Annotated in this window: 22 protein-coding genes and 1 pseudogene; 10 read left to right on the top strand and 13 right to left on the bottom strand. The window is 45.3% G+C overall.

The genetic code is table 11. From position 1 onward, the window contains the following. The first annotated feature begins 158 nt into the window (after nt 1–158). Nucleotides 159–2426, top strand: a complete 2268-nt coding sequence (locus tag ACZ5XY_RS08150; RefSeq protein WP_464740642.1) for a primosomal protein N' — start codon at nt 159–161, stop codon at nt 2424–2426. A gap of 69 nt (nt 2427–2495) precedes the next feature. Then, the gene (locus ACZ5XY_RS08145; protein ID WP_464743827.1) at nt 2496–3596 is read left to right on the top strand and encodes a cation diffusion facilitator family transporter; all 1101 of its coding nucleotides are present in this window, start codon (nt 2496–2498) and stop codon (nt 3594–3596) included. A 25-nt stretch (nt 3597–3621) separates the two neighbouring features. Here ACZ5XY_RS08145 and ACZ5XY_RS08140 read toward each other — a convergent pair whose 3' ends face one another. Further along, nucleotides 3622–3903 (bottom strand): hypothetical protein, encoded by a 282-nt coding sequence (locus ACZ5XY_RS08140; protein WP_464740640.1) that lies wholly within the window; start codon nt 3901–3903, stop codon nt 3622–3624. Nucleotides 3904–4090: 187 nt separating this feature from the next. On the opposite strand from ACZ5XY_RS08140, the gene ACZ5XY_RS08135 reads away from it, so the two are divergent. Beyond that, nucleotides 4091–4795, top strand: coding sequence for a hypothetical protein (locus ACZ5XY_RS08135; protein ID WP_464740638.1), 705 nt, complete (start codon nt 4091–4093; stop codon nt 4793–4795). Between the two features lie 97 nt (nt 4796–4892). Continuing rightward, nucleotides 4893–6734, top strand: coding sequence for a monovalent cation:proton antiporter-2 (CPA2) family protein (locus ACZ5XY_RS08130; protein WP_464740636.1), 1842 nt, complete (start codon nt 4893–4895; stop codon nt 6732–6734). A gap of 15 nt (nt 6735–6749) precedes the next feature. Here the strand turns inward: ACZ5XY_RS08130 and ACZ5XY_RS08125 are convergent, their stop codons facing one another. Next, a complete protein-coding gene (locus tag ACZ5XY_RS08125) occupies nt 6750–7679 on the bottom strand; it encodes a DUF2628 domain-containing protein (protein ID WP_464740634.1) in 930 nt (309 codons plus the stop codon). 226 nt (nt 7680–7905) lie between these two features. On the opposite strand from ACZ5XY_RS08125, the pseudogene trmB reads away from it, so the two are divergent. The 3 genes and pseudogenes from trmB to ACZ5XY_RS08110 all read left to right on the top strand — a co-directional run. Then, a pseudogene (gene trmB, locus ACZ5XY_RS08120) lies at nt 7906–8604 on the top strand (tRNA (guanosine(46)-N7)-methyltransferase TrmB); the annotation flags it as partial. 737 nt (nt 8605–9341) lie between these two features. Continuing rightward, on the top strand, nt 9342–10406 hold the full coding sequence (gene recA / locus ACZ5XY_RS08115; protein WP_464740632.1) for a recombinase RecA: 1065 nt from the start codon (nt 9342–9344) through the stop codon (nt 10404–10406). 21 nt (nt 10407–10427) lie between these two features. Then, entirely contained in the window at nt 10428–11498 is a 1071-nt protein-coding gene (locus tag ACZ5XY_RS08110; RefSeq protein ID WP_464740630.1) for a regulatory protein RecX, read from the top strand. A gap of 100 nt (nt 11499–11598) precedes the next feature. Here ACZ5XY_RS08110 and ACZ5XY_RS08105 read toward each other — a convergent pair whose 3' ends face one another. The 7 genes from ACZ5XY_RS08105 to rlmE all read right to left on the bottom strand — a co-directional run bounded on the left by ACZ5XY_RS08105 (nt 11599) and on the right by rlmE (nt 18877). Then, the gene (locus ACZ5XY_RS08105; protein WP_464740628.1) at nt 11599–13056 is read right to left on the bottom strand and encodes an anion permease; all 1458 of its coding nucleotides are present in this window, start codon (nt 13054–13056) and stop codon (nt 11599–11601) included. 238 nt (nt 13057–13294) lie between these two features. After that, nucleotides 13295–14017 (bottom strand): YidB family protein, encoded by a 723-nt coding sequence (locus tag ACZ5XY_RS08100; RefSeq protein ID WP_464740626.1) that lies wholly within the window; start codon nt 14015–14017, stop codon nt 13295–13297. Between the two features lie 142 nt (nt 14018–14159). After that, nucleotides 14160–14609, bottom strand: coding sequence for a protein YgfX (locus ACZ5XY_RS08095; RefSeq protein WP_464740624.1), 450 nt, complete (start codon nt 14607–14609; stop codon nt 14160–14162). Beyond that, nucleotides 14610–14888 carry an FAD assembly factor SdhE gene (locus ACZ5XY_RS08090; protein ID WP_464740622.1) on the bottom strand — a complete coding sequence of 93 codons (279 nt, stop codon included), beginning with the start codon at nt 14886–14888 and terminating at the stop codon, nt 14610–14612. A gap of 45 nt (nt 14889–14933) precedes the next feature. Continuing rightward, nucleotides 14934–15833: a dihydropteroate synthase gene (gene folP, locus ACZ5XY_RS08085; protein WP_464740620.1), complete on the bottom strand. Its 900-nt coding sequence runs from the start codon at nt 15831–15833 to the stop codon at nt 14934–14936. Nucleotides 15834–15952: 119 nt separating this feature from the next. Further along, a complete protein-coding gene (gene ftsH, locus ACZ5XY_RS08080; RefSeq protein WP_464740618.1) occupies nt 15953–17848 on the bottom strand; it encodes an ATP-dependent zinc metalloprotease FtsH in 1896 nt (631 codons plus the stop codon). Between the two features lie 396 nt (nt 17849–18244). After that, nucleotides 18245–18877, bottom strand: coding sequence for a 23S rRNA (uridine(2552)-2'-O)-methyltransferase RlmE (rlmE, locus tag ACZ5XY_RS08075; protein WP_464740616.1), 633 nt, complete (start codon nt 18875–18877; stop codon nt 18245–18247). A gap of 172 nt (nt 18878–19049) precedes the next feature. Between rlmE and ACZ5XY_RS08070 the strand changes: the two genes are divergently transcribed. Next, entirely contained in the window at nt 19050–19358 is a 309-nt protein-coding gene (locus ACZ5XY_RS08070) for a YhbY family RNA-binding protein (protein WP_464740614.1), read from the top strand. A 97-nt stretch (nt 19359–19455) separates the two neighbouring features. Beyond that, nucleotides 19456–20133, top strand: a complete 678-nt coding sequence (locus ACZ5XY_RS08065; protein ID WP_464740612.1) for a DOMON domain-containing protein — start codon at nt 19456–19458, stop codon at nt 20131–20133. A gap of 124 nt (nt 20134–20257) precedes the next feature. Here the strand turns inward: ACZ5XY_RS08065 and ACZ5XY_RS08060 are convergent, their stop codons facing one another. Then, nucleotides 20258–20971 carry a CHAP domain-containing protein gene (locus tag ACZ5XY_RS08060; protein ID WP_464740610.1) on the bottom strand — a complete coding sequence of 238 codons (714 nt, stop codon included), beginning with the start codon at nt 20969–20971 and terminating at the stop codon, nt 20258–20260. Nucleotides 20972–21217: 246 nt separating this feature from the next. Here ACZ5XY_RS08060 and ACZ5XY_RS08055 point away from each other — a divergent pair, with 246 nt between their 5' ends. Beyond that, a complete protein-coding gene (locus ACZ5XY_RS08055; RefSeq protein WP_464740608.1) occupies nt 21218–21742 on the top strand; it encodes a DciA family protein in 525 nt (174 codons plus the stop codon). Between the two features lie 276 nt (nt 21743–22018). Here ACZ5XY_RS08055 and lpxC read toward each other — a convergent pair whose 3' ends face one another. The 3 genes from lpxC to ftsA form a co-directional block, all read right to left on the bottom strand. Beyond that, nucleotides 22019–22936 (bottom strand): UDP-3-O-acyl-N-acetylglucosamine deacetylase, encoded by a 918-nt coding sequence (gene lpxC, locus ACZ5XY_RS08050; protein WP_464740606.1) that lies wholly within the window; start codon nt 22934–22936, stop codon nt 22019–22021. A 212-nt stretch (nt 22937–23148) separates the two neighbouring features. After that, entirely contained in the window at nt 23149–24345 is a 1197-nt protein-coding gene (gene ftsZ, locus ACZ5XY_RS08045; RefSeq protein ID WP_464740604.1) for a cell division protein FtsZ, read from the bottom strand. Between the two features lie 189 nt (nt 24346–24534). Continuing rightward, nucleotides 24535–25818, bottom strand: coding sequence for a cell division protein FtsA (gene ftsA, locus ACZ5XY_RS08040; RefSeq protein ID WP_464740602.1), 1284 nt, complete (start codon nt 25816–25818; stop codon nt 24535–24537). Nucleotides 25819–25847: the final 29 nt, after the last annotated feature.

Genomic DNA, 25847 nt, shown 5'->3' with positions numbered 1-25847 from the left:
AGCACTTATTTAGCAAGCCGTTTTAAAGCTAACTTTTAAAAGAGCGCGTTTAAAACTTTGCTGTTAAACATTGAGCGATAATACTTAGCGATAACTGAGCCCAAATGACCACGTTTGGGTTTTTGTTTTTTCATTTCAGTAAATAATAAGGGGACAATATGTTGATTCAAGTGGCACTTGCGGTTCCCTTATTTCGGCATTTTGATTATTTGCCGATTGATTCTGAATTGCCGGTTATTGGCGCTCGCGTTTTGGTGCCGTTTGGGTCGCAAAAGCTTGTCGGCATTGTGATTGGTCATATTGATAACGCAGATAGCGACGTCCCTGCCGATAAGCTTAAAGCCATTTTAAAAATACTTGATGACGCGCCGATTTTTGATGCAGCGCTACTGTCACTTGCCAACTGGCTCTCCAACTATTATCACTATCCACTAGGCGATGTGCTCTCAGTCATGCTGCCAAAGCTTTTACGTCAAGGAAAGCCGCTTGACTTATTGACCACCCATTGGCGGATTTTGCCAAACGTCAGCGAAGCCGACTTGCCTGCCCGAGCGCATAAGCAGCAAGCGCAATTTGCCATGCTAAAACTTCACGGCGAGCACGGCGCAAGCGAAGATGTGCTCTTAATGGAAGGCATGACGCGCAGCTTTTTAACGACCCTTGCAAAAAAAGGCATGATTGAGCGCTTTGAAAAGCCAAAAGCGCCACCAAAGCCGGTCAGCCTTGCCAAGTTGCCGCTTACTTTGACCGACGAGCAGCAAGCCGTTGTTGATGCTGTAGTCCGCGCTCATGAATCGCAAAGTTACTTAGGGATTTTGCTTAATGGCATCACCGGCAGCGGCAAAACCGAAGTGTATTTGCAAGCGATGCAGCACATTTTGGAAGCCGGTCAGCAAGTGCTGATTTTGGTGCCGGAGATTGGTTTAACACCACAAACAAGGTCGCGATTTGCCAGCCGCTTTGCCGCCAATATCGTGCTGCTGCATTCTGCAATGAACGCTTCGCATCGGCTGCAAGGTTGGCAAGATTGCAAATCCGGTCACGCACAAATCATCATTGGCACGCGCTCAACCGTTCTTTATCCTTTTGATAATTTGGGATTAATCGTCGTTGATGAGGCGCATGACAGCTCGTACAAGCAGCAAGACACCTTGCGCTATCATGCTGCTGACGTGGCGCTTTATCGCGGCGCGGGGCTGAAAATTCCGGTGATTTTAGGCAGCGCTACCCCAAGCCTTGAGCATTTAAAATTGGTTAACGATGGCAAGTTGACCGAATATCAGCTGTCAAAGCGCGCAGGCGGCGCAAGTAAGGCGCAAATGAAGCTGATTGACGCTCGGTTAAAAACCACTTATCAGCAAACAACGCCGGACGGCGAGCGTTATAACACGGGGCTGACCGACGCGCTGATTGATGCCATTCGCCGAACCCTTGATGCCGGTGAGCAGGTGCTTATTTTTTTAAATCGCCGCGGTTATGCGCCCATTTTGCTTTGTGATGCTTGCGGCTGGCAAGCCGACTGTCCGCGCTGTGATGCTCATTTGACCGTTCATTTTAGCAATCAGCTTATCAATCAAGGCAACCTGTCGCAGTCGTATTTAAAATGCCACCACTGTGACTGGCAATCCTATATTCCGGCCGTTTGCCCTGACTGCCAAAGCCAAAACTTGGACGCTCGCGGCATGGGAACAACAAGGCTGAGCGAGAATTTGCACGCCATTTTTGGCAATCCGCAAACGAGCAAAACCGTTTACCCCATCATTCAAATCGACCGCGACACCACTCGGCAAAAAGACAGTTGGGAAAAAATTTATCAGCAAATTAATGAAGGTAAACCTGCTATTTTGGTGGGAACGCAAATGGTTGCCAAAGGTCATCATTTTCCAAACGTAACTTTGGTTTGCCTGCCAAACGCCGATCGCGGATTTTTATCGGCTGATTTTCGCTCGCCTGAGCACACCGCGCAATTGATGATTCAGGTGGCAGGTCGCGCCGGTCGCGGTGATAAAGCCGGTCAGGTGCTTATCCAAACGCTACAACCGGAAAATCCGCTGCTTTTAAAGCTAATCCGCGACGGCTATTTGCCATTTGCCCAAGCCCTACTTGCCGAGCGCAAAGTGATGGGACTGCCGCCGTACCGCTTTGCCGCGCTTGTTCGCTGTGAAGCCAAAACCCTTGCCGCCGCCAACCAAGCGCTTAAAGACGCCATTGCCATTTTACCAAAACCGCATCATTTGGCGGTGCTTGGACCTATTGATGCGCCAATGACCAAAAAAAACAGCCGCTACCACGTTCAGTTATTACTGCTGGCAAAAGAGCGTCGGCAATTGCATCACGTGCTTAATCATTGGTGGTCGCAAGTTTTGCAATTGCCCTCCGCAAAGTATTTAAAGCTGACATTAGACATTGACCCGATTTCTTGGTAACACATTGCCACGGATTAATTTTTTAAGTTTGTTATGCTAAAGCTTGCGCTATTTTATTTTGCCGAGCTGATGATGACCCAAAATCCCTCAAAAAACTTACCCGAAACGCTCGAAAACACGCCTGCAAATACCAAAGGCTACCAAAAAACGCTGCTGATTAGCTTTATCATTATCGCAGGCTATATGCTTGTTGAAGCCGTTGGCGGCTGGCTGACCGGAAGCTTGGCGCTGTTGTCGGATGCCGGTCACATGCTAAGCGACGCGGTGGCGCTTGGGGCAACGCTGTTGGCGTTTAAAATCGGTGAAAAAGCCGCCACTCGGCAAAAAACTTACGGCTATAAACGCTTTGAAATCTTAGTTGCTGCGGTCAATGGCGCAACTTTGATTGTCATTGCCTTAATGATTGTGATTGAAGCGATTAAACGCTTTAATGCGCCGCCGGAAATCGCCACTCAAGGTATGCTGATTATTGCGGTTATTGGCGCGCTTGTGAATATTTTGGTGGCTTGGCTCATGCACCGAAGCGGCAATGACGGTCACGGTCATAGCCATGGACACAATCACGACCACAGCCATCACCAGCATGACGACCATCACCACGACCAAAACCTAGACAAAAAAGTTAGTAAAAAACCTGTCAATCTCAACATGCAAAGCGCTTATCTGCACGTGTTAAGCGACTTGCTTGGCTCAGTTGCCGCAATTATTGCCGCGCTTTTGATGATGGCATTTGGTTGGGTTTGGGCGGATGCAGCAGCCTCGGTTATCGTTGCCGTATTGATTTTAATCGGCGGCTACCGCGTGGTTCGTGATGCCTCGCACATTTTGATGGAAGGCACGCCAAAAGGCATTAACATTCAAGACGTTGAAACCACGCTTTTATCCCACCCAAGCGTTAACGCCGTTCACGACTTGCACATTTGGGCGATTACTAGTGGTCTTAACGCGCTATCTTGCCACGTCGTCGTCGATGGTGATTTGCGAATTCACGAGGCAAGCGCCATTATCCGTGAGCTTGAGGTGCGCCTTTTCGCCCTTAATATTGGTCATGCCACCATTCAAGTTGAAAACGCTCAGCACTCACAGACGGCTGCCTGCTCGGATAGCTTGGTTTGTGATATTGCCAGTCGCCAAACTAAGGATAGCTCACATGTTGGGCATTCGCATTAATTTAATTACGCTTGGCTTTAACTGTCTAATAAATTTTTCTAATATCTTGAAAGGTTCGCCAAACCAACCACGTTAGCGCACTAAACGCAATCCAAGCGCTAATTCCGATAAGCGCAATCCTTATCGGCAAATCAAGCGCGCCGTTATTAATATCTTGAAAATAAGCCCCGCCCATGTTCGATACCATCAGTAAATAAAAACAACAAGCAAATATGAGCACAGTCATCACTAGCCGAAATAAAAATCCCATGAGCGCTCGTAATACGGTGTGCCTTGGTAATGGCGGTGCTATATTTGATTTTTTCATCGCTGCAACCAAATTTTTATTTATTTTTCATTGATAATAAATTAATCCTGACTTACTTATCCGTATTATTTTGTGAATCAGGGTCAATTTGTAAAAAAAGCGGCAAATTAAGCGCGCGCCAAATTGCCGCTTTATGGTAGGATGTAAAAACGCCCAATTATCAGCCGCTTACTATTGATGACTTATTATGACCCGACGCTCAGCGCCTTTTGTTGCTCCAGACTTTATTGACGACGCTTTATCAAAAGACGGCAAAAAACAAGCCAAAGCCTTGCTGTCTACTTTGCAAGAGGACATTGCGCGCTTTCGCGATGAGCAGTTTCCGCCCGATATTTTGCGCCAGATTCGCGATTTGCCCATTTTTGAGGGCAATTTAGCCGAAGTTCAGGCGTATCAAGAGCGCTGGCGACCATTGATTGACCGCGCGATGGGATTTTATCCCAGTGCCTATTTGCCGCCCGACTTTTTGCCGCTGCCCGCAAGCCTTGAGATTCCGCAGTTTATTTATCACGTTCAAAAGCTGCATTTGACCAAAACGCGCGCCAAAGAGTCCAAAAGCTTTGGTTCGGTTGGCGCGCTTATTGATAAATGCGGTGAGTTTACCGCCACCGAGATTGCGCGAATGGAAGTGGTTTTAGCAAAAAACGAGGAGGCAAGATTGGTCGCGCATCGTGAGTTCATTGACCTTCGCGCTTACGTGTTTTGCCGCGATGACAAAGGCGAGATGCTCGACCCTGAGCGCATCCGTTTTTATCGAACGGGGCTTATCGTCCAAGCGCTTCCCGATTTTAAAATCGTTGACAGTCGGCAAACCCCGCGAAAAAAACGCAATGATGCCTATACCAACCCGTTAGCGGACAACGGCGTTTGGCGAATTTTTCAAAAAAAATAAAGTTAAATAAAATGAGCGCTGAACTAAAAACTTAAGCCGATTGACTTTTACCCACCAACCCAAACCCCTGTAAACCCCAACCCATTAAGGAGAGTGTATGCTTGCTGCCGCGACCGGCGCACCCAATTTGATGCTTCAAGCCATTATATTTTTGGGGGCGGCGCTTCTACTTGTACCTTTGGGCAAGCGCTTGGGACTGGCAACGGTGTTGGGGTATTTGTTAACGGGGCTGATTTTGGGACCAAGCGGTCTTGATGTGGTGGGCGATGCCGAAAGCTTGCTGCACTTTGCCGAGTTTGGCGTGGTGATGCTGCTATTTATCATCGGTCTTGAGCTTCAGCCATCACGGCTTTGGGCGCTGCGGCATTCGATTTTTGTACTTGGCGGCTTGCAGGTCGGATTGACCGGCGTCACCTTGATGGGGCTGAGCTATTATTTATTTTCCCTGCATTTAGATACCGCGTTTATTGTGGGTTTTGGGCTTGCCTTATCGTCAACGGCGTTTGTTTTGCAGCTGCTTACCGAAAAGCAGCAGTTATCAAGCACTCATGGTCGCGAAGCTTTTACTATTTTGCTGTTTCAAGACATTGCGGTCATCCCGCTACTTGCGGTGATTCCGTTTTTATCCGGCGTCCGCGAGCAAAGTTATGATGTGATTTATTTTGCCAAAGTCATTGCCGTATTTGCCGGATTGATTTTTTCAAGTCGCTATATCGTCAGACCATTTTTTAAGTTTGTGGCACTCAGCGGCGCCACCGAACTACTTACAGCGGTTGCGCTATTTATCGTCATGGGCGTGTCGATATTGATGGAGCAAATTGGGCTGTCAATGGCACTTGGGGCATTTTTGACCGGCGTGTTGCTTGCCGATTCGGAATACCGCCACGAGCTTGAGGCGAGTATCGAGCCGTTTAAAGGGCTGCTGTTGGGGCTGTTTTTTATGTCGGTGGGGATGCTGACCGATGTTGGGCTGATTATGGCAAAGCCGGTATTTATTATCAGCGCCGCTGCCATGCTGATGGTTATTAAATTTTTGGTGGTCACATTGATTGCTAAAGCCACGGGCAATCGCTTGCCAACGAGCATCCGGCTTGGGGTAACGCTTGCCCAAGGCGGCGAGTTTGCCTTTGTATTATTTAGCGTAGCCACCAATCAAAACGTGCTTAATAGCGACCTTGCCGGAATGCTCAATTTAATCGTGACCATTTCGATGGCAATGACGCCGCTTGCCTTTTTGCTGCTTGAAAAAATCGGCGAGCCTATTTTTGCCAAAAAGAAACCCAGCCGCGAATACGACACCATTCCCGACCAAGAGCATCCGGTGATTATCGCAGGGTTTGGTCGGGTTGGGCAAATTATTGGTCGCGTTTTACGGATGCACAATATCGAATTTACTGCCATTGAGCGCTCGGCAAACCGCGTGGATTTTGTTCGCAAATTTGGTAACCAAGTCTATTATGGCGACCCAAAAAATCCTGAGATTTTACGCGCAGCCGGCATCAGTAAAGCCAAACTTTTTATCATTGCCGTTGATGATTTGGAGCGCTCCATCACCACCGCTCAGTATTTACGCAATCATTATCCAGACTTAACCGTTCTTGCCCGCGCCCGCGACCGTCAGCATTATTACCGCTTGCGCGAGGTTGGCGTTCGTCATATTTGGCGCGAAACTTATTTAACGTCTCTTGATATGTCGCGCGAATCGTTGCAGCTTTTAGGCATCTCTCCTGAAAAAGCGCGCGAAACCATCCAAACCTTTCGCGATTATGACGATGATTTAATCGAGCGCCAACAAGCCATTTATGATGATGAAGCGCGAATGATTGAGTCGGCGCAGTCGGCAATGGCGGAGCTTGAAAGCTTGTTTGATGAGGACCTTGACGAGGCGCGCCGCTTGGATTTAAAGCTGTATCAGATGAGTAAAGAGCAATCGCTTTAGTTATCCATCACCTCGTTATTCCGTCAAGCAGCTTCTTGGTGCAAGCTTTTTGTTTAAAGAGCTGACGCATTGCCAGTTGTTGTTATCAAGATTGTGATAAAACACCAGCGTTTTGCCATTTAAATAGCGCGTCGGAAACTGCGCCCCTGAAATCGTTGCCACCACCGCGCAATCGCTGTTTTTGATTCCGGCAACTTCATTGGTCACCGTCATCACCACCTTTTGCTCATTGGCGCTCAGCGGCAAATTAACCGGACAAGATTGCGATTGCTCATAAATCTGTGCGACTCTGGTTTGCGCATTTTTGGAGACGTTATAAGCATCAAAGACAATCTCTTGCTCTTTTTGTTTGGCAATCAGTGGCAAAAACTGAACGTCAATGACAAGCAGCGCAAAGGCAAAAAAGCCAAAGGCAAGCCCAAAACCAACCATGCTCACCCCGCCCTCACGGCGAAGATGCGCCTCCTGTGCCGCTTCATCGCGCGGGTTTTGCTCAAGGGCATCAGCAATCTCGCGCCGCGCCATCCGGTAATAATACGCATCCGTCCAGCGCGCCACCATCACCGACCAAAACAGCCAAATCAAAAATCCAATGCCAATCCTTGTTGCCATATGATAAGCGTCTGGAACAAACGCCATAAAGGCAAACTCAAAAAACACCAAAATAATGGTGATGTTTAAATGAATAAACGACCAGCCTGCCACGCTATAAACAATCGCATCCATATAACGCTTGCGGTAAAGTAGCCACGGAAAGGTCATAAAAAACGCCGCCCAGTGCCATTTAGGCGACAAATAGCCTTGCCTATCAAAGTCCTCAAAGCGCTTTAAATAATAATCCTGACTGCGATGACCGATAAACCACTGGTCAAGCTGCCGCCGTCTTTTGGCACTCAACTGCTCTTGATAAAACGGCGGTGGCGAATCCGTCTCGATAAATAGCATAATCGCGGCTCACTTTACAAAAAGGTTAACTGACAAGCCATTATAAAGCATCACCGATTATCATTCGAGATTGCTTTTTATGGCATTTGGTAGCAATGCTTACAAGCATCCCGTTTCAAGAATGCCGTTTCAAGATGGACTGATTTAACTTCTAACCCGTTTATCCTATAATAAGACAACTTTTTTTAATTGACTGTTGATTATGAAACCTGACACCTTGCAGCCGCGCGTGATTAATACCTTTATGAAACGCAAAACCCACATGAATAAAAACGCCGAGCTTGCGCTAAGCGACCCTATTTTTGCGCCGTATTTGGTGAATAATGGTACGGGAATGGGCAACCTTGAGGGCATCAATGACTTGCGAGCATTGTTCCAAGACACGCCAAACGGAATGGATGCGCCGTTAACCCTTGAGATTGGCTTTGGTTTGGGCGACTCCTTGATTGAAATGGCAGAAAACGACAAAGCGCGTAACTTTATTGGTATTGAAGTTCACGAGCCGGGGATTGGCAAAGCGGCATTTACCGCTCATGAAAAAAACCTAACCAATATCAAAATCATCAACGGCGACGCTATTACCCTGCTTTCGCAATTGCCCGACAATCACATTGACCGAATTCAGCTTTATTTTCCTGACCCATGGCAAAAAAAGCGCCACCACAAACGCCGCTTTGTCAGTCCTGAGCGCATGGCACTGGTTACCCGAGTGCTTAAATCTGGCGGCTGGTTTCATACCGCAACCGACTGGGAGCACTATGCGTTTTGGATGGTTGAGGTATTGGATGAGATGCCAAACTTAACCAACCAAGCTGACCTTGGCAACTTCACCCCAAGACCTGAATTTCGACCAATGACCAAATTTGAGCGCCGCGGTATTGAGCGCGGTCATGGGGTTTGGGATTTGATTTATGTTAAGGATTAATAAGCTTTCCTGTTCGCTTATTTTTTATCATTCTTAATTTTTAATTACTATAAAGCGGCGACGGACTCTCGCCGTTTTTTTATGATTAAATTTTACGTTAAATTTTGTGAAACCTCGCCAAAATGATTAATTTTTGGTTGCGTCACTTAAAATTTACGCTTATGCTAGTAAAGACTTTCTGTCTAAATTTCTTATCTTAATTTCTGCAAGCTTAGATTACATAAGGGTTACGTGAGTTTTCCCCAAAAGCTGTGGATAACTCTGTGGATAACTGCCCTATTTGCCGCTAACAACGCTTACCCCATAACGCTCCTATTAAAATTGTTCGTTTTTTATACAATTATTTTCTGTATTAAAATCAATGCTTTGCAGCGTGATTTTTTAGTCCATATTTATTTTTAACTTTTCAAAAAACTGTCGTATATTACTACCACGTTTCACAAAGCAGCTTTTATTCTAGCAGAGTTGCCCGCATCAGCTTGAGCGTAATTTTTATAAAAATTGCTTAGAATACTGAAAAAATCTAAATTTACCTTGAATTTTTGGGCGTCATCTATTGTCGCAAGCAACTGGCAGTTGGGTTAACTTAAGCAGTTAGTCTGCTATAATAGCCTCATCGAAACGGCAGAGGTGTTGCCAAAATTACCAACATTTATTTATCAAAGTAGTTTTATCATGATACTCAAGGTGTGATGGCGAAGTTGGCTATTCATGCCTACAAAGATAAGGATTCCAGAATGGATGACAATAAAGCCAAAGCGTTAAAAGCGGCATTGGGTCAAATTGAAAAGCAATTTGGTAAAAATACCATCATGCACTTAGGTGACGATTCGGTCGCGCTTGACGTTGATGTGGTGTCCACCGGCTCGCTTGGTCTTGATATTGCGCTTGGGATTGGCGGCTTGCCAAAGGGGCGCATCATTGAGATTTATGGTCCTGAAAGCTCGGGCAAAACCACAATGACCCTGCAAGCGATTGCAGAGTGCCAAAAGCAAGGCGGAACTTGTGCGTTTATTGACGCGGAACACGCGCTTGACCCGATTTACGCGCGCAAACTTGGCGTTAATACCGATGATTTATTGGTCTCACAACCGGACAATGGCGAGCAAGCCCTTGAGATTACCGACATGTTGGTGCGCTCAGGCGCGGTCGATATGATTGTGGTGGACTCGGTTGCTGCCTTGACGCCGCGCGCGGAAATCGAGGGCGAAATGGGCGACTCGCACATGGGCTTACAAGCTCGGCTTATGAGCCAAGCGCTGCGGAAAATCACCGGAAACGCCAAACGCTCTAACTGTATGGTGGTGTTCATTAACCAAATCCGCATGAAAATCGGCGTGATGTTTGGTAGCCCTGAAACCACCACCGGCGGTAATGCGCTTAAGTTCTACGCGTCAGTTCGAATGGACATTCGCCGTATCGGTGCGGTCAAAAATGGCGATGAAATCATCGGTAACCAAACCCGAGTCAAAGTCATCAAAAACAAAATGGCGCCGCCGTTCCGCCAAGCCGAATTTGAAATCACTTACGGCGAAGGCACCAACCATTTAGCTGAAGTGATTGATTTGGGCGTGGAAGTTGGCGCGGTTGGCAAAGCGGGCGCTTGGTATAGCTACGGCGATGAAAAAATCGGTCAAGGTAAAGCCAATTCCGTTCAGTTTTTAAAAGAAAACCCTGAGATTGCGCAAGCCATTGAAGCAAAAATCCGCGCAGAAAAACTTGGCGCCATTGACCCAACCGCCGTTACTGATGCTGAGGAAGAAGAGCCGGATTTCAACGCTGATTCGGTTGAGCTGCCATAATCGGCTTGCTGAACCAAAAGTATGAGCCAAGTTAAAACGCTCGCCGAAATCTTAGCGCAAGTCGATAAAGCGCCTGATGCAAAATCGGGCTCGGCGACACCAACCACCAAAAAGCGCTCTGAGACTATTGCTCAGGGCGCTTTTGTGCTTGAGGATAATAACAAAACAAAATCGCCTACTAAAATCTTTCGCTCAAAACAAGAGTTTAAAAAGAAGAAAAGGTCTAACTCCGTAGATGATGATTCTGAGCAAGACTTTCATGACAATTCAGAAATTGGCTTAGAAATTGATTCGCCAAAACCTATCAGAACACAAGGCAAAAAAAAGCAAAAGCGCTTTCATCCTGCCGCTACTTTTATTCCTGAAAAATCAGAAACGCCAGACTACGAGCCGCCAAATCCTAATAGCATCAAAGCCTTACTTGCCGAGGTCAAAAACGATTTAGAAAAAAACAACTTAGAAAACGGTGAAACAGAAGAAAATAATCAAGACGCAGACAATATTCCTGCCGCCCTTAAAGCCTATTTGCGCTCCCCTGAGCAGCGCCAAGCCAAAACAGACGCGATTAAAGCTGAAAGCCGATTGCGCTGGCTGGCGTTTTACTATTTATCGCGGCGCGAGTTTGGGCAAGCTGAACTTAAGCAAAAGCTGATCGAAAAAGAGCAAGACCCTGACAAAATCGATGCGCTGTTGGCGGAGTTTAGCGAAAAAGGCTATCAAAGTGACGAGCGCGCCACCTTAATGCTCATCCGCGAAAATATCCGTAAAGGTCGCGGTCGCAACCGAATTAAACAAGAACTACAGCAAAAAACGCTGACCCTGCCAAGCAATATCGACGAGCTGATTGAATTAGCTCAAGCTGAAAGCCAAGCGTTTAGCGAGTTTATGGCGGATGATGACGAGTTGGTTGAGGGCGTGGATTGGCTCAAGCTTGCGGTCACCGCGCGAACCAAAAAGTATGGTGACAGTATTCCAACGACGCCTAAAGACAAAGCCAAGCAGCTGCGATTTTTACAATATCGCGGCTTTCAAACTGACATTTGTTTTGCTGCTCTTGACTATACGCTAGAAACCTTAGATGAGCGCTATTAGCTATTAACTGTTTAGTAATAGCGCTTTTTTATTAATTGCTTGTTTGACTGGCAAAGGTTTTGTTGGTTTAAAGCTTTATTCATGCTTCATTAATATTCCATTAATAATAACCAAGCAGCTTCCACCAAACCAATCCCGCGCCAATCCAAACGACCAAGTTGACCACGCTCATAATTGCGCCGATACTCCACCACTCGCCAAGCGTAATATAGCCGGAGTTAAAAATCACCGGCGCTGTTCCGGTGGCATAGTGGGTCAGGGTCATCATGATGTTTCCTGCTGCTGCCAAAATCAGCGCATAAAGCATCGGCGGCGCCCCAAGTGCTAAGCCAACAGCATAAAACGCCGCAAATAACGCGGTGATATGCGCGGTGGTACTGGCAAAAAAGTAATGGATGTATAAATAAACCAGCGTTAAAATCGCCACCGCCCCGACCCAACCGACGCTGGTAAATTCGATCATGTGCTCGATATTGTCCGAAAACCAACCAACCAAGCCAAGTTTGTTCAAATACGACGCCATCATAATCAGCGCGCCGAACCAAACGATGGTATCCCAAGCCGATTTTTCTTTAAGGACATCTTCCCAAGTTAATACGCCAGTTAAAATTAGCGCCGTTAACCCAATAAAAGCGGTAGTTGTCGCATCAACGCTGAGGCTGTCGCTAATCAATAACGCCGGAATGTTTGCCCAAAGGATCAGCATTAACGCAAATACCCCAAGCATGATTTTTTCTTGGCGGGTGACGTGACCCATTTGCTCAAGGTTGTCTTTGGCAAAGGTTTTGGCGTCCGGCGTGGCTTTTACTTCTGGCGGATAAACCAAATAAATAACCAATGGCATTAAGATTAAACAAAGCAATCCCGGAATGAACATCGCGACCGCCCAAGTCGTCCATGACAAGTGAATTTGGCTTCCGGTAGCTTTATTGACCAAATCAACCACTAAGGGGTTTGGCGCGGTGGCAGTGATAAACATTCCGGAAGTAATCGGGTTGGCGTGATAATTGACCATCGCCAAATAGCGACCGATTTTATCTTCCGTGCCCTCCTCGGGGGTTGAGTGAAAACTTTGCGCAATTGACAGCATAATTGGGTGAATGATGCCGCCGCCGCGAGCGGTGTTCGATGGCGTAATGGGCGCAATCATGAGTTCTGCGGCGGTTAGAGAGTACGCCACGCCAATCGTTTTTTTACCAAAAATCGAAATGAAATAATAGGCAATTCGCCGACCAAGACCGGTCTTAATCAAGCCGCGCGAAATCATTACCGCAATACCAATGAGCCAAATTAGCGGGCTTGAAAAGCTTGATAACGCATCTTGAATCGCGCCGCCTGGTGTGTCATTGGTGACGCCGGTGAGGGCAACGGCAGTGACCGCGATAATAGCAATCGCCCCAATCGGCAACACTTTACCGATGATTGCCACAATGGTCGCGATAAATAGTGCCAGCATGTGCCAAGCATCGGCGCTGACCCCATCGGGAACCGGAATGACAAACCAAATTATCAAACCGACAGCAATGCTAATCAAGGCAGGAATGGGCTTAAACGGCATGGCGCAACTCCTTAAGTCATTATTATTGTTATTTTATTATCATTGTTAAAAATTTTACTTGATGCCGCTATCATATAATGATTCTCATCTTTAATTGCTTAGCTTTCACTTTTTTTAACAAATTAATCAATATAAAATTAATAAAAGTCAACTTTATTTTGGCATAAAATAAAAGACCAAAAAAAAGAGCTTAAAAAAGCCCTTTTTATTTGAAACAGTCTTTAATTAAAGTTATTGATTAAGATTTGAGCGTTCCTAAGCGGTTTGATAACTGCTGAATGATTTGGTCAATTTCTTGATTGGCATCAGTTTCATTGTCCAAATTGCCATGCGGCGTTAATTGGTTCATCACCTCAGGGAGCAATTCTGCCAAACCTTGACGGACTTCCAAATCGTTGGCGCCAGTTTTTGCGGCGACATTTTGAATATCTTGCTCATCAAACAAGCGACTGACCTCGCTTGGGTCAAGGTTGTCGTTAAGTTCATGATTGCTCAGCCACGATCGCGCTTGGTGGTCGTAGCCAAGTTGGCTGATTTTATTGAGCGCGCCGCCAAGACCGCCATTTCGTTGAATCCAATGCAGCACCACCGGAAGCAGCGCCGCAATCAGCATCCCTTTACCGCCAAAGCCGCTTTGTTGTCTTTGCGACCCCAAAATACTGCCCAAAATATCGCCCAAGCCGCCTGCGCCTTGGTTGATGCCATGTCGCGATTGGTTGCTTGGGTTAATCATCCCACCTAAAATATCATCAAGCCCAAAATGGTTGTCAGCGTGGCGCTCATAGCGCTGCGGGTTATAGTCGCGCGGCTGATTGCGACCGGTCAACACACTGCCCAAAATATCGCCAAGACCACCGGTTCGGCGCGGCGTAATTTTTTGATTGATGGGATTTCGGTGGGCATCGTCGGGGTCGATGGCACTGCGCGCGATTTGGGTGACAAGATTCCCTAACAAACTCATAACGGCTCCCTTTTTTAATATTATCGTTTTTAATTATTCAACTATTTAATTTAGAATTTGACGCTTGTTCAAACGTCATTCACAATAATATAGCAAGTTAAATTGCCCATCGGGAGCGCTATTTTGTTATGTCCTGTATAGCTTACGCGGCAATCTGACCTAAAATACTTAATTTGCGCCAGTCCTCTGCTGACACTTGGTCACGAAAAATGGTAACGGTCAGCGACTTTTGATACGGCTCCATCACTTGAACCTCGACAATGACTGCCCAAGAGTACGATTGAGCCCGAAGCAAATTACCTTGCCAAAGCTGATTACCACGAGCGGTCGCCATTAAAAACTGCCAATCATAATGCAGATTTAAATGCAGTGGCGGCTGACTTAAATGCAACAGCGTAGGTTTTGATAAAAAAATAAAGCCGCCAATTAAAATCAGAGATAATAAAACCAATCCCAACTGCCAAATGGCAAGATTTACCGACCACGCTAGTAGTAAAAATAGGCCAAGCAAACCGCTATAAAAAAGCAGTCGCAGTCGGCTACTTGGTATTATTGGCGCATCAAGGCGCATGGGATTTATTAAAGCTGTCATTTATAACGCTTTAGCATGGCGCCATGACTTGATTTGCTCAACCAACTGCCAAACCGCATCGTCATCGGGGCGTGCTTGATTGGTAAAATAATCAAGCAAATCAGGGTCTTCATGGCTTAAAAGTTTGGCAAATGTTGCTTGCTCCTCGGTATCTGCTGCTAAATACAGCTCTTTGACATAAGGGTCAAGGTAAAAATCAAGCTCTTTGAGACCGCGCCGAGCTTGATAAATGATTCGGCGCTGCTCAAGGGTCGGCTCGATTGTTTGATTTGTAGTCATGTCTTATCCTTTTTTACTCGGTTAATGGCAATGGCAATAATAATACTAATCGCTGCGCCGGCTATCACTTAACTGCTGCCAAAGAGTAGCCGCTTGCGCCATCATCGCCACATTGTGCGTTCGAATGATGCTTGCGCCTTGTTGAATGGCAATCAGCCCTGCCGCTGACCCGACCCAATCGCGCTCAAAAGCCGCCAAGCCTTGCCAAGCCGGCACGCCACTGTTGGTTAAAACTTCTGCTAAAAAGCGCTTTCGAGAAATCCCAAACATCAGCGGTCTTTGAAATATTTTAAACTGCTCTAAATGAGTCAGCAGCTCGCAGTGATGCTGATAATCCTTGGCAAAACCAAATCCTGGGTCAATAATGATATTTTCCGCGCGGATACCAGCTTGCAGCGCTGCTGTAACCTGAATAGATAACTCATGGACAACGTCACTGACCACGTCATCGTAATCCGCAAAATCATTCATCGTGGTCGGCTCGCCGCGCATGTGCATGAGCATCACCGGAATGTCAAGCTTGGCTGCCATTTCGCGAGCGCCCTTGCGGGTAAGCGCGCGAACATCATTCCAAATATCCGCGCCCGCCGCTGACGCTGCCTCTATAACTTCCGGATTACTGGTATCAATCGACAGCCAAATATCATTACCAAACTGCCGACGAATCGCTTGAACCACCGGAACAACCCGCGCCAGCTCTTCTTTTGTGGCAACCGCTTTGGCATTGGGTCTGGTAGATTCACCGCCAATATCAATAATCGATGCGCCATCAGCCAGCATCTGCTCGCAGTGCCTAAGGGCACTATCAATCTGATTAAATTTGCCGCCATCGGAAAATGAATCCGGCGTCACGTTTAATATTCCCATAATTCGCGGTCGCGACAAATCAAGTACTTTATTACTAACAGTCAACTTAAAACTTGGCAACGGTTGAAACAGTGACATAAGCCCCCTTAGACTTAGCATAAAAGCGCCAATTTAACTTTGCTCATCATAGCAGTTATTGCTAGACAATAAAAAAGCCCTTTATTAAAAAAGGGCTTTTTATATCATTTAACTGCTAATCACATCGCAGGAAGCGGTGGCGGAGTTGAATTTGATGGCTTCACGTCATCTTTTGCCAAGTTCACCTCAGGACCTTGATAGACTTTTGGTGGTCTTGGCTCTTCACCCGCTAAAATATCTTGCAATTGGTCGCGGTCAATGGTTTCCCATTTCATTAAAGCATCAACCATCGCATGAATTTTATCTTTATTTGCTTCGATAAGCTCGCGAGCAATATCGTACTGCTCCTCTAACATCCGGCGGACTTCATCATCGACTTTTTGCTGAGTCGCTTCTGAGATCACGCGGCTGCCGCCACCAAAGTAGCCTTGCGAGCTGTCATCATCTTCATAAACCATCACCCCAAGCGCATCGGACATGCCGTATTTGGTGACCATGGCTCGCGCCATTTTGGTTGCCCGTTCAAAGTCGTTAGACGCGCCGGTTGATTGCTGATTGATAAAGACCTCTTCGGCAATCCGACCACCAAACAAAATCGCAATGTCGTTAAGCATTTTTGACTTATACATGCTGGTTTGGTCATGCTCAGGAAGCTGCCAAGTGACGCCAAGGGCAAAGCCGCGCGGCATAATGGTCACTTTATGAACCGGATCTGTTCCCGGAAGCAATTCAGCAACCAGTGCGTGACCGGATTCATGATAAGCCGTTGCTCGGCGTTCTTCTTCACGAAGTACCATTGATTTGCGCTCAGGACCCATATAAAGCTTGTCTTTAGCATCTTCAAAGTCGTGCATATCCACACTGCGCTTGTTGCGGCGCGCGGCAAATAGCGCCGCTTCATTCACAAGGTTGGCAAGCTGAGCCCCACTAAACCCCGGTGTTCCGCGAGCGAGCGCATTGGCGTCAACCGCAATGGTATTCGGCAATTTTTTCAAATGCACTTTTAAGATTTGCTCACGACCTTTGATGTCAGGTAAGCCCACTTGAACTTGACGGTCAAAGCGACCGGGACGCAGTAGCGCTTTATCCAAAACATCAGCGCGGTTGGTTGCGGCAATGACAATCACGCCTTCATTACCTTCAAAACCGTCCATTTCAACCAATAATTGGTTTAAGGTTTGCTCACGTTCATCGTTACCGCCGCCCATTCCTGAACCGCGATGACGACCGACCGCGTCAATCTCATCAATAAAGATGATACAAGGCGCATTTTTCTTGGCTTGTTCAAACATATCACGAACCCTTGATGCGCCAACCCCAACGAACATCTCGACAAAGTCAGAACCAGAGATTGAGAAAAATGGCACTTTAGCTTCACCGGCAATGGCTTTGGCAAGTAGCGTTTTACCCGTTCCTGGAGGTCCTACCATCAAAATACCACGTGGAATCATCGCCCCAAGCTTGGTGAATTTGTCAGGGTCTCTTAAAAAGTCAACGACTTCAACAACTTCTTGCTTGGCTTCTTCACAGCCTGCCACGTCATCAAAGTTCACGCGGATTTGATCTTCGGTGAGCATTTTGGCTTTTGATTTGCCAAAGCTCATAGGACCGCTGCCCTTGCCGCCCGCGCCGCCTTGCATATTGCGCATAAAAAACAAAAACAGACCGATAATAAGCAGGATTGGAAAACTTGCAATCAACAGCTGCATTAACACGCCTTGACGCTTAGGCGCAGTGCCTTGAACGTCAACCTTGTTTTCGCGCAAGATTGGCATCAATTGCTCATCGGCTACCGCAGGTCTAATGGTCTCAAAGGTTGAGCCATTTTTCTTCTCGCCGGTGATTTGTTCGCCGTCAATTTTGACACTGGCCACTTGGTTTTCAGACACGGCGGTCACAAATTCCGAGTAGTTTAAGGTATCTGGCTGAGAGGATTGATCAAAGCTGCTAAATACCGCCACCAAAACGCCGATCACCACCAGCCACAATAAGGTATTTTTTACCATGTCGCTCACAAGTTTTCCCATCCCTTACTTAATTGGTGTGTTCTTTCAACACATGACGCCTTTTTAACAACGTTGATTCGCCTAAATTAAAAACAACAACTCTCAATCGGCAAATTGTTAATCGCTTTTTAACGTCACAAATAAAATAATTGCTTTATTGATAGACGACTTTGTTCAATCAAAAAGACTGACCACAAACAGACTAATATAAAGTTAATATACCATGATATATGGCAGTAACCACGAAAATTCAAGACATTACTAAAATTATTGGGTTAACAATTGTAGTCATCATCTTGTCATTTATCAGCCTAAGAGCTGACTCAATTTGAAGATAAGATACTCAATATTATAAAGCAAAATATATCTTTAACCTATTGAAATAATAGATAATTTAATTAAAATCTACTTAATTGCCACCCAAAATACTTCTTTTGATCGCGGTCTGGAAGCCGCCGGTTTAATGGTACGAACTTTACTAAACTGCTGTTGTAGCATACCCCGAAGCTCTTGCTCGCCCTCGCCTTGAAACACTTTCATAATCAGCGCGCCGCCTTTTGACAAGGTATTGTTGGCAAAATCAATGGCAAGTTCGCAAAGATACATCATTCGCGGCTGATCAACGCCGCTATTTCCTGAAGTATTTGGTGCCATGTCAGACAGCACCACATCCACCTTGTGATCGCCCACCTCTTTCATGATCGCTTCAAAAACCTCTGCTTCGCGAAAATCACCTTGAATAAAAGTCACATTTTCAAGGGCATCCATCGGCAAAATGTCCGAGGCAATCAGCACGCCTTTGTCGCCAACCAAGCGTCCTGCCACCTGTGACCAACTGCCCGGCGCTGCGCCCAAATCAACTACAGTCATGCCTTTTTGGATCAGCTTGGTTTTTTCATTAATTTCAAGCAGCTTATAAGCCGCTCGCGCCCGATAACCCTCTTTTTGCGCTTGCTGAACATAATAATCATCCAAATGCTCTTTCATCCAAGCTCGGCTACTTTTTGACAGTTTTTTATTTTCAATTCGGGTGGCCAAAATACCTTCCTTAATTGCTTATGACGTCGGCTTTGACGCTGATAAAGTCTTTATCTTTATACTTTAACACTTTCAAACGATAATATCGTGTAAATTGATGCGATTTTCAAGCAAGTTGATCGCAGATTATTTATAATCGTCTTTAACTTTTTTAATGATGACAGAGACTGCTATGCAACTTGACAACGAGACGATCCGCCACCTAAAAGGCATCGGTCACCAATTAAAGCCGATCGTGATGATTGGTAATAATGGCGTGACGCCTGCGATTATCAATGAAGTCGACCGCGCTTTAACTGACCATGAGCTGATCAAAGTAAAACTCCCTGCCGGCAGCAAACACGACCGCGACGTGGTGAGCAGCGAGCTTGCTGCGGCTGCCAATGCTTATGTCATTCATACTATTGGTCGCATGGCACTATTACTACGACAAAACCCAAATGCCAATCCGAAGCTCTCCAACCTCGTTCGCTACCAGTAATGGCAAGATAGCCGCGAACATAAGCCGCAGCACCTGACTGCGGTTTTTTTCTGCCGCGTTCTTTAGAACCAACATATCAATTAATGATCGATGAATTATGCAACAACGATTTAAATTATCGCTTTTACAAGAAACGATTGCTGACGATGCGGCGGCTTTAAACGTCAAGGCTTCGCTATTAACTGACATTGCTATTGAGGTTATGGCGCATATTGAAGCGCGGATGAGGCCTTATTTATGGCTTGATTACCAAATCAGCTTGCCAAAGCCTTTATTAGCGCTCATCGATTGGGAAGATTGGCGAAAAGAAAACGCGGTCTTTAGCGATTTTTTATGGGAAAAAACCTGTCTTGAGTGCTTTCTTCAATTTTCAAAGCAGTCAGGATATGTTGAAATCAATGCTGCGCCCAGCGGTGAGTTTGCTATTTATCAGTTTTTAGATTATCGAACGCCAAATCAATTGCCACCAAAACCCCTGCTTTTAAATGATAAGTTTTCAAGCAACCAAATGACCAATGACAACCGCGCCTCAGTCTTTTGGCAAAATAGTGATGACTTAAACCCGCCAGCAGCCTTATTGCGGCGCAAGTTTGCGATAGATTTATCGCAGACGCCAAATTTTGATGTTGCCTTGCCCCATTTTGGACTGATTAAGCTGCAACCTTGCGTTATTTTAGCCTTTGGCAAGCATCAGCTTTACTTTGCGCCCCATCATGCCTTACCACCTGACTTTCATGATTCAAAATTTTGGCAAGATTTTAACCCCAAACCCTAAACTTCTTGCTTAATTTAAGCAAATAAAAAGCTCAGTAATGTCGGTCACATCACTGAGCTTTTTGGGCATTAAAAAACTAATCGCTAAATTTATGAAGCTTGTTAAGTCAATCAGTTAAAGAATCTTATTCTGCCATAGCAAGGTAGATACCACGGTTTGAAGCATCGTCAACGTATTGTGAGTCGCGCCAAGTGGTGTAAGAGTAAGCGCCGCTGTATGGGCTGATGCTGCTTTGACGGAAATCTGAAATCCAGTTTGAACCATCATAAATCTGGATATGACCGTGAGGGTGTTTTGAGCTGCGGTCGTAAACAACCACGTCGCCCACTTGTGGTGGCATATCGTTACTAATTTTAGTAAAGCCGGCGTTTGCAAGCGTACCACGAGTCGCGTATTGATACGCTGATGGGTTTGGCGTGAAATCATACCCTGCCGCTTGCAGTGCCGTTCGAACATAGCGCGCACAGCGACCAGAGCTTCTTGATAGTGCTACGCGTGAGGCGTGAGCCGCAGCTTGGGCAGGCGCTGAAAATCTATCAGGCGCTGATCCTGCAAATTTCTTTTGATTTTCATAGTAGATTTTTGAGGTCAGTGAAGCAAGTTCTTGCTGCTTTTGCTGAGCTTGGTTGCTAAGCTGCTTGATGGTTCGGCTGATTTCATCATTGCTTGAAACAGAAATGTGAGCGCCACTTCTCGTGCTGTAGATGTTGTTAGATGAGCTGTAGTTTTTTAATGAAGCATTAGTAATATAATTTGTTCCGCTTGAGCTCACTGCTGCACCACTCGTTTGTGCAATGCCCATTCCTAATACGGTCAAAATTAATAAAGCGTGTTTCATAAATTTACTGCCTTTGGTTAATACAAGATTGCTTGTCATCCATAACAAAGCATCAATTAATTTAGAGGATAGTTCACCTAGCGTGATAAAATCCTGATTACAACAGTGCATGTTCTTAGTTTCGGTGGTTTTTGGCGACCTGCCATTAACAACTAACCACTTGAAAAATCCCTTGCTACCCAGCTTGTGCAGCTTTGGATGAATTGTTCTTGCTTCATTAACACTGATTGCCTTTGGAGCATTCTCATGTCAAAAAAACAGCCCAATCAACTTGCTAATTTGATCGATCATCAAGCCTTTGCTGGCAGTATCTTGCCAAAAAACCTTGCTGATACGCTCGAAATATTGACACAAGCGACTGCTGAATTAAAAAAGCTATTGGCAGATACGCTGCCTGATGAGATTCTTAATTCCTGCCAAGTCGTGGGACTAACTGCTGAGCAACTAACGCTCAGTGTGAGCTCAACGACGGCGGCGAATCATATCCGATATTTACAAAACGCTTACCTTCAGCTGCTAAATCGCGAATCACTTACATTCCGCCAACTTAAAGCATTGCGTGTTGTGGTAGTCGAATTTGATTCCAAAAAACCGTCGTTTTATGAACAATCTGTAGTGCCGGCAGACTTAAAAAAGTCCGTTAAAGCCAATGAAAATCATGCCCTTAGCCAAAACACAAAGCGGACTATAGCACAGGCAGCTAGGCATGTCATCACAGATAAAAATTTACAAAACGCACTTTTTAGGCTGATTGAGACCGAAAAAAGCTAAATTTACAATGTAATTTTATGTAAAATAAGTATTAAAAGCTTAAGAAAAATGTTGGTAAGGCAATTTTTTATCTCACAAAAAAAGGTTTGAAAATGAAATCTTAATTTCAGATTTCATTTTCAAACCTTTTTTGACCTCCCCAATCAAAGAGTTTATCTAGTCTTGGGAAGTTAAGAAAATGATATAATTTAATCTTATAGGCGATTGACTTTTAATTTAAAATGTGACTATGTAATATTGCGTAAATGTTGCGATAATTCCTGTATAAGCTTGTTATCAGCCCTCAATGGTTATTGCTGATAAAGGTAAATATTCCACAGGACAGCTTACATTGTCATCAAATGTTACAATTTCGAAGTTATCAGGGTCTGATAACACCTCGCGAATGAGCAAATTATTTAACGCATGACCAGATTTATAGGCATTAAAACGACCTAAAATAGGATAGCCAATCAAATATAAATCACCTAACGCATCCAGTATTTTATGACGCACAAACTCATCGGCAAATCTAAGACCTTCAACATTTAGCACTTCAGAATCATCAATAACGATGGCATTTTCCATGCTACCACCAAGGGCCAAGTTATTTTTCCGTAGCGCCTCAATGTCTTTTAAGAAGCCAAACGTTCGAGCAGCGCTCAGCTCTTCGATAAAGTTTTGGGTAGAAAAACACAATTGGGCATGCTGAAAATCTTTATCGATCGCTGGGTGGTCAAAATCAATCTCAAAATTTAATTCAAAGCCCTCAAACGGTCGCAGCTCTGCCCATTTATCATCAACCTTGACCCGAACTGAGCGGCGCATTCGCAAAAATTTCTTCGGTGCTTCTTGCTCGCAAATTCCTGCTTGCAACAGCAAGCCAACAAAGGGTGCCGCACTGCCGTCCATAATTGGAATTTCAGCAGCAGAAACGCGAACCAGTAAATTATCGATGCCAAGCCCTGCAACCGCGCTTAATAAATGCTCAACCGTACCGACACGTGTGCCGCCAAATACCAAATTTGAGGACATCATGGTATCTTGAACTAAAAAAGCGTTGGCAGGAATGGGCTCTGAAGCAATAATGTCTGAGCGCTCAAAGATGACGCCGGTATTGATAGGCTGCGGATGAAACTCTAAATCGACGGGGTGACCACTATGCAGACCAATTCCAGTAATATGAATTACTGAATGTATTGTTCGTTGATTCATGGTTACTTCTCACATATCTTGTTACAATTGCCGTAGTGTACCATTAATTTTGGCATCACGGCTATAGCCAAGTTTTGATAATTTGTTGATAATACTCATAAGTCCAATTAAATTAGGCGTTGCAGATGCTATAATTTTTTTGAAAGGTCTCATTTTAAAATAAAAAAAACCAACGCTGAGCATTGGTTTTTAAGAAAAAAAAATCGTTGCGACTAGCGGTTTTGCTGACGCCGTAAATAATCTTGAATGCTATTCGTTCGCGCTTGCGGCTGCTCAGATTGCGGCTCAGCCTGACCTTGACTTTCTTGATATAACCGCGTTTGCGCATGTTTTTGGCTGTTTAGGGCACTAGGATGCACATTAGGATCTACCGGCTGATTGCTGGTGACGGGCGGAACAGCAGGGCTAGACTCTGGCGTTTTTTTAACCTCTTCATTTAAGGTAAGACCGGTGGCAATCACGGTGACATGCAAGTCATCATTCATATTTTCGTCAATCACTGAACCATAGAAAATATGCGCGTCATCAATATCGGTAATTTCTTCAACAATTTCGCTGATTTTGCTAAATTCATCTAAAGATAATGATTCTGAAGAGATGACGTTGACCAAAAGCCCTTTAGCGTTTTCTAGGCGTAAATCATCAAGCAGCGGCGAGCGAATGGCTTTTTCAGTGGCTTGACGGGCTCTGTCATCGCCGCTGGCGCGACCAATTCCCATCATCGCATGACCTTTAGCAGTCATCGCCGTGCGAATATCGTTAAAGTCGATGTTAATGACACCTTCACTAGCGATGGTTTCCGCAATCCCTTGAACGGCGTGAAGCAAGACGTCATCGGCTTTTTTAAAGGCATCTTTCATAGAAATATTGCCGTAAACGCTCATCAGCTTGTCGTTAGGAATGGTAATGATTGAGTCAACGAAGTTGGCTAATTGTTCAATTCCTGCTTGAGCTGCTTTAATGCGCTTGCCGCCTTCAAATTTAAATGGCGTGGTGACGACCGCAACGGTCAGCACTTCCATTTCTTTAGCAATTCGCGCCACGACAGGAGCCGCTCCCGTTCCGGTGCCGCCGCCCATTCCTGCTGTAATGAACACCATATCGGCATTTTCAAGCAGCGCTCGGATAGAGTCTTCTTCGCTTTCAGCCGCTTCCCGACCCACTTCAGGATTTGCCCCTGCCCCAAGACCGCGATTGCTTTTCGCGCCAAGTTGCAGCTTATGAGGCGTGGTTAAGCGATCAAGCGCTTGCTTGTCGGTGTTGGCACAAACAAAGGTTACCCCTTTAATGCCTTGTTGAACCATATGTTCAACCGCGTTGCCACCGCCACCGCCCACGCCGAATACAATAAAGCGGGCCTGGCCGTTGCTCACTGGCTGATTGACATCTGGCATGGTATATTTTGACATAGAAAAAATTCTCCAGTTGTAGATTACCTAAGCCTAATTTCTTAATAGGCAATCGACGTATTTTTAAAATAGTCTGATAACTCGTAAGTGAATAATTGCGGTTAAGCTTAACCATCGGCACTTAGTTGAACATCATTTATTTTAACATACAAGCTTTTTGTAAAAATATGCTTTATTAAAAGCCATTGACTACATAATCTTTTTAAAGATACTGCCAAAACTGCGCTTAATTCCAGAAAAAACCCCATCCGTTTTGATGGCTTCAGGTTCACTTTGCTCACTGTGTCGAAATTGATCACTTTGACTGTATAACAGTGTCCCAAAGGCAGTTTGATACGCAGGATTTGACAGCTGAGATTGTAAATAGCTTTCCAGATCACGATCGTGAATCGGACTATAAATCTTAATAGCAGGATGCGTTTTTGCAAGCGCAACCGGCGTCTTTAATAACTTTTTGGAAAATGCCACCATACCGCGCATCGAACTGCCGCCGCCGGTAAATACCATGCCGCGATCGATAAAATCAAGCAGTCCCTCTTGGCGTAAGCGCTGAGCAATGTCATCTAAAATGGTGATATAACGGGCTTCAATAATTTGGGCAAGTTTATAGCTGCTGACATTGAGCACTTCACTGCTGCCATAGCGCGGATAAGAAAAAAATGAGCTTGGGTCAACGCTACTGACATCTACCGTGCCAAACTCTTTTTTAAGCTCCTCCGCCTCAATCATTGAGAGGTTTAATTCAGCAGAAATGTCCATCGTCACTTCATGGCTGCCACTGGCTAGGCAGTGGGTAAAAATAAGTTTGTTTTCTTTATAAACACAAATGCTGCTGGTACTGGCGCCAAGATCAACCAAGCAAACCCCTTGCTGGCGCTCATCCAAGCTCAAGCAGTATTCAGCGCTGGTCACCGCATCAAAAACCACATGGTCAACCCCAACATCACAGCTTTGCAGCAATCTTTGGATATTTTGTCGGCTTGCCACTGGCATCATCATCATGTGATACATGACGCAGATTTTCTCGGCAATCATTTCAATGGCATCATCGACCATTGCTTCTTGCTCATCAATATAAATACCTTGCTGACAGCAGTGCATCAAGTAATAGTTGGAAGGCAAGTCGTTAGATTTGGCACGGGTCAGGGCATTCACCATATCTTGGATGCGCACTTCGCCATCGCTGGTTTGTACCTCGCCCATGCTGTTTTTACTGAGCAATTCTGGAGTCGATAAGGTAAGCCAAACGCTATGAACGCGGCAATTTGCCATATCTTCAGCTTCTTGAATGGCTTTTTTAATGGCGCTTTTTAAGCGTTCACGATGCTTAATCTGACCTTGATAAAAATCACTGTTCTTTACCTGACCGATGCCCAAAATCTGAATGTCTTTTACAGACAATACATTACCGATGACCACATAAACGGCAGTGGCACTTAAATGGACAACTACTAAGGTTTCAGTATTTTTCATTTTTTATTACAGTATCGTTATCAAAGACC

This window comes from Psychrobacter sp. GTC18467, assembly GCF_055397455.1.
The sequence above is the reverse complement of the archived record's forward strand: the minus strand, read 5'-3'. Positions and strand labels throughout refer to the sequence as shown.

Excerpts from the sequence above, each read along its gene's own strand:
- ACZ5XY_RS08150 (WP_464740642.1), top strand. The coding sequence starts at position 159 with ATGTTGATTCAAGTGGCACTTGCGGTTCCCTTATTTCGGCATTTTGAT.
- ACZ5XY_RS08145 (WP_464743827.1), top strand. The coding sequence starts at position 2,496 with ATGATGACCCAAAATCCCTCAAAAAACTTACCCGAAACGCTCGAAAAC.
- ACZ5XY_RS08140 (WP_464740640.1), bottom strand. The coding sequence starts at position 3,903 with ATGAAAAAATCAAATATAGCACCGCCATTACCAAGGCACACCGTATTA.
- ACZ5XY_RS08135 (WP_464740638.1), top strand. The coding sequence starts at position 4,091 with ATGACCCGACGCTCAGCGCCTTTTGTTGCTCCAGACTTTATTGACGAC.
- ACZ5XY_RS08130 (WP_464740636.1), top strand. The coding sequence starts at position 4,893 with ATGCTTGCTGCCGCGACCGGCGCACCCAATTTGATGCTTCAAGCCATT.
- ACZ5XY_RS08125 (WP_464740634.1), bottom strand. The coding sequence starts at position 7,679 with ATGCTATTTATCGAGACGGATTCGCCACCGCCGTTTTATCAAGAGCAG.
- recA (WP_464740632.1), top strand. The coding sequence starts at position 9,342 with ATGGATGACAATAAAGCCAAAGCGTTAAAAGCGGCATTGGGTCAAATT.
- ACZ5XY_RS08110 (WP_464740630.1), top strand. The coding sequence starts at position 10,428 with ATGAGCCAAGTTAAAACGCTCGCCGAAATCTTAGCGCAAGTCGATAAA.
- ACZ5XY_RS08105 (WP_464740628.1), bottom strand. The coding sequence starts at position 13,056 with ATGCCGTTTAAGCCCATTCCTGCCTTGATTAGCATTGCTGTCGGTTTG.
- ACZ5XY_RS08100 (WP_464740626.1), bottom strand. The coding sequence starts at position 14,017 with ATGAGTTTGTTAGGGAATCTTGTCACCCAAATCGCGCGCAGTGCCATC.
- ACZ5XY_RS08095 (WP_464740624.1), bottom strand. The coding sequence starts at position 14,609 with ATGACAGCTTTAATAAATCCCATGCGCCTTGATGCGCCAATAATACCA.
- ACZ5XY_RS08090 (WP_464740622.1), bottom strand. The coding sequence starts at position 14,888 with ATGACTACAAATCAAACAATCGAGCCGACCCTTGAGCAGCGCCGAATC.
- folP (WP_464740620.1), bottom strand. The coding sequence starts at position 15,833 with ATGTCACTGTTTCAACCGTTGCCAAGTTTTAAGTTGACTGTTAGTAAT.
- ACZ5XY_RS08070 (WP_464740614.1), top strand. The coding sequence starts at position 19,050 with ATGCAACTTGACAACGAGACGATCCGCCACCTAAAAGGCATCGGTCAC.
- ACZ5XY_RS08065 (WP_464740612.1), top strand. The coding sequence starts at position 19,456 with ATGCAACAACGATTTAAATTATCGCTTTTACAAGAAACGATTGCTGAC.
- ACZ5XY_RS08060 (WP_464740610.1), bottom strand. The coding sequence starts at position 20,971 with ATGAAACACGCTTTATTAATTTTGACCGTATTAGGAATGGGCATTGCA.
- ACZ5XY_RS08055 (WP_464740608.1), top strand. The coding sequence starts at position 21,218 with ATGTCAAAAAAACAGCCCAATCAACTTGCTAATTTGATCGATCATCAA.
- lpxC (WP_464740606.1), bottom strand. The coding sequence starts at position 22,936 with ATGAATCAACGAACAATACATTCAGTAATTCATATTACTGGAATTGGT.
- ftsZ (WP_464740604.1), bottom strand. The coding sequence starts at position 24,345 with ATGTCAAAATATACCATGCCAGATGTCAATCAGCCAGTGAGCAACGGC.
- ftsA (WP_464740602.1), bottom strand. The coding sequence starts at position 25,818 with ATGAAAAATACTGAAACCTTAGTAGTTGTCCATTTAAGTGCCACTGCC.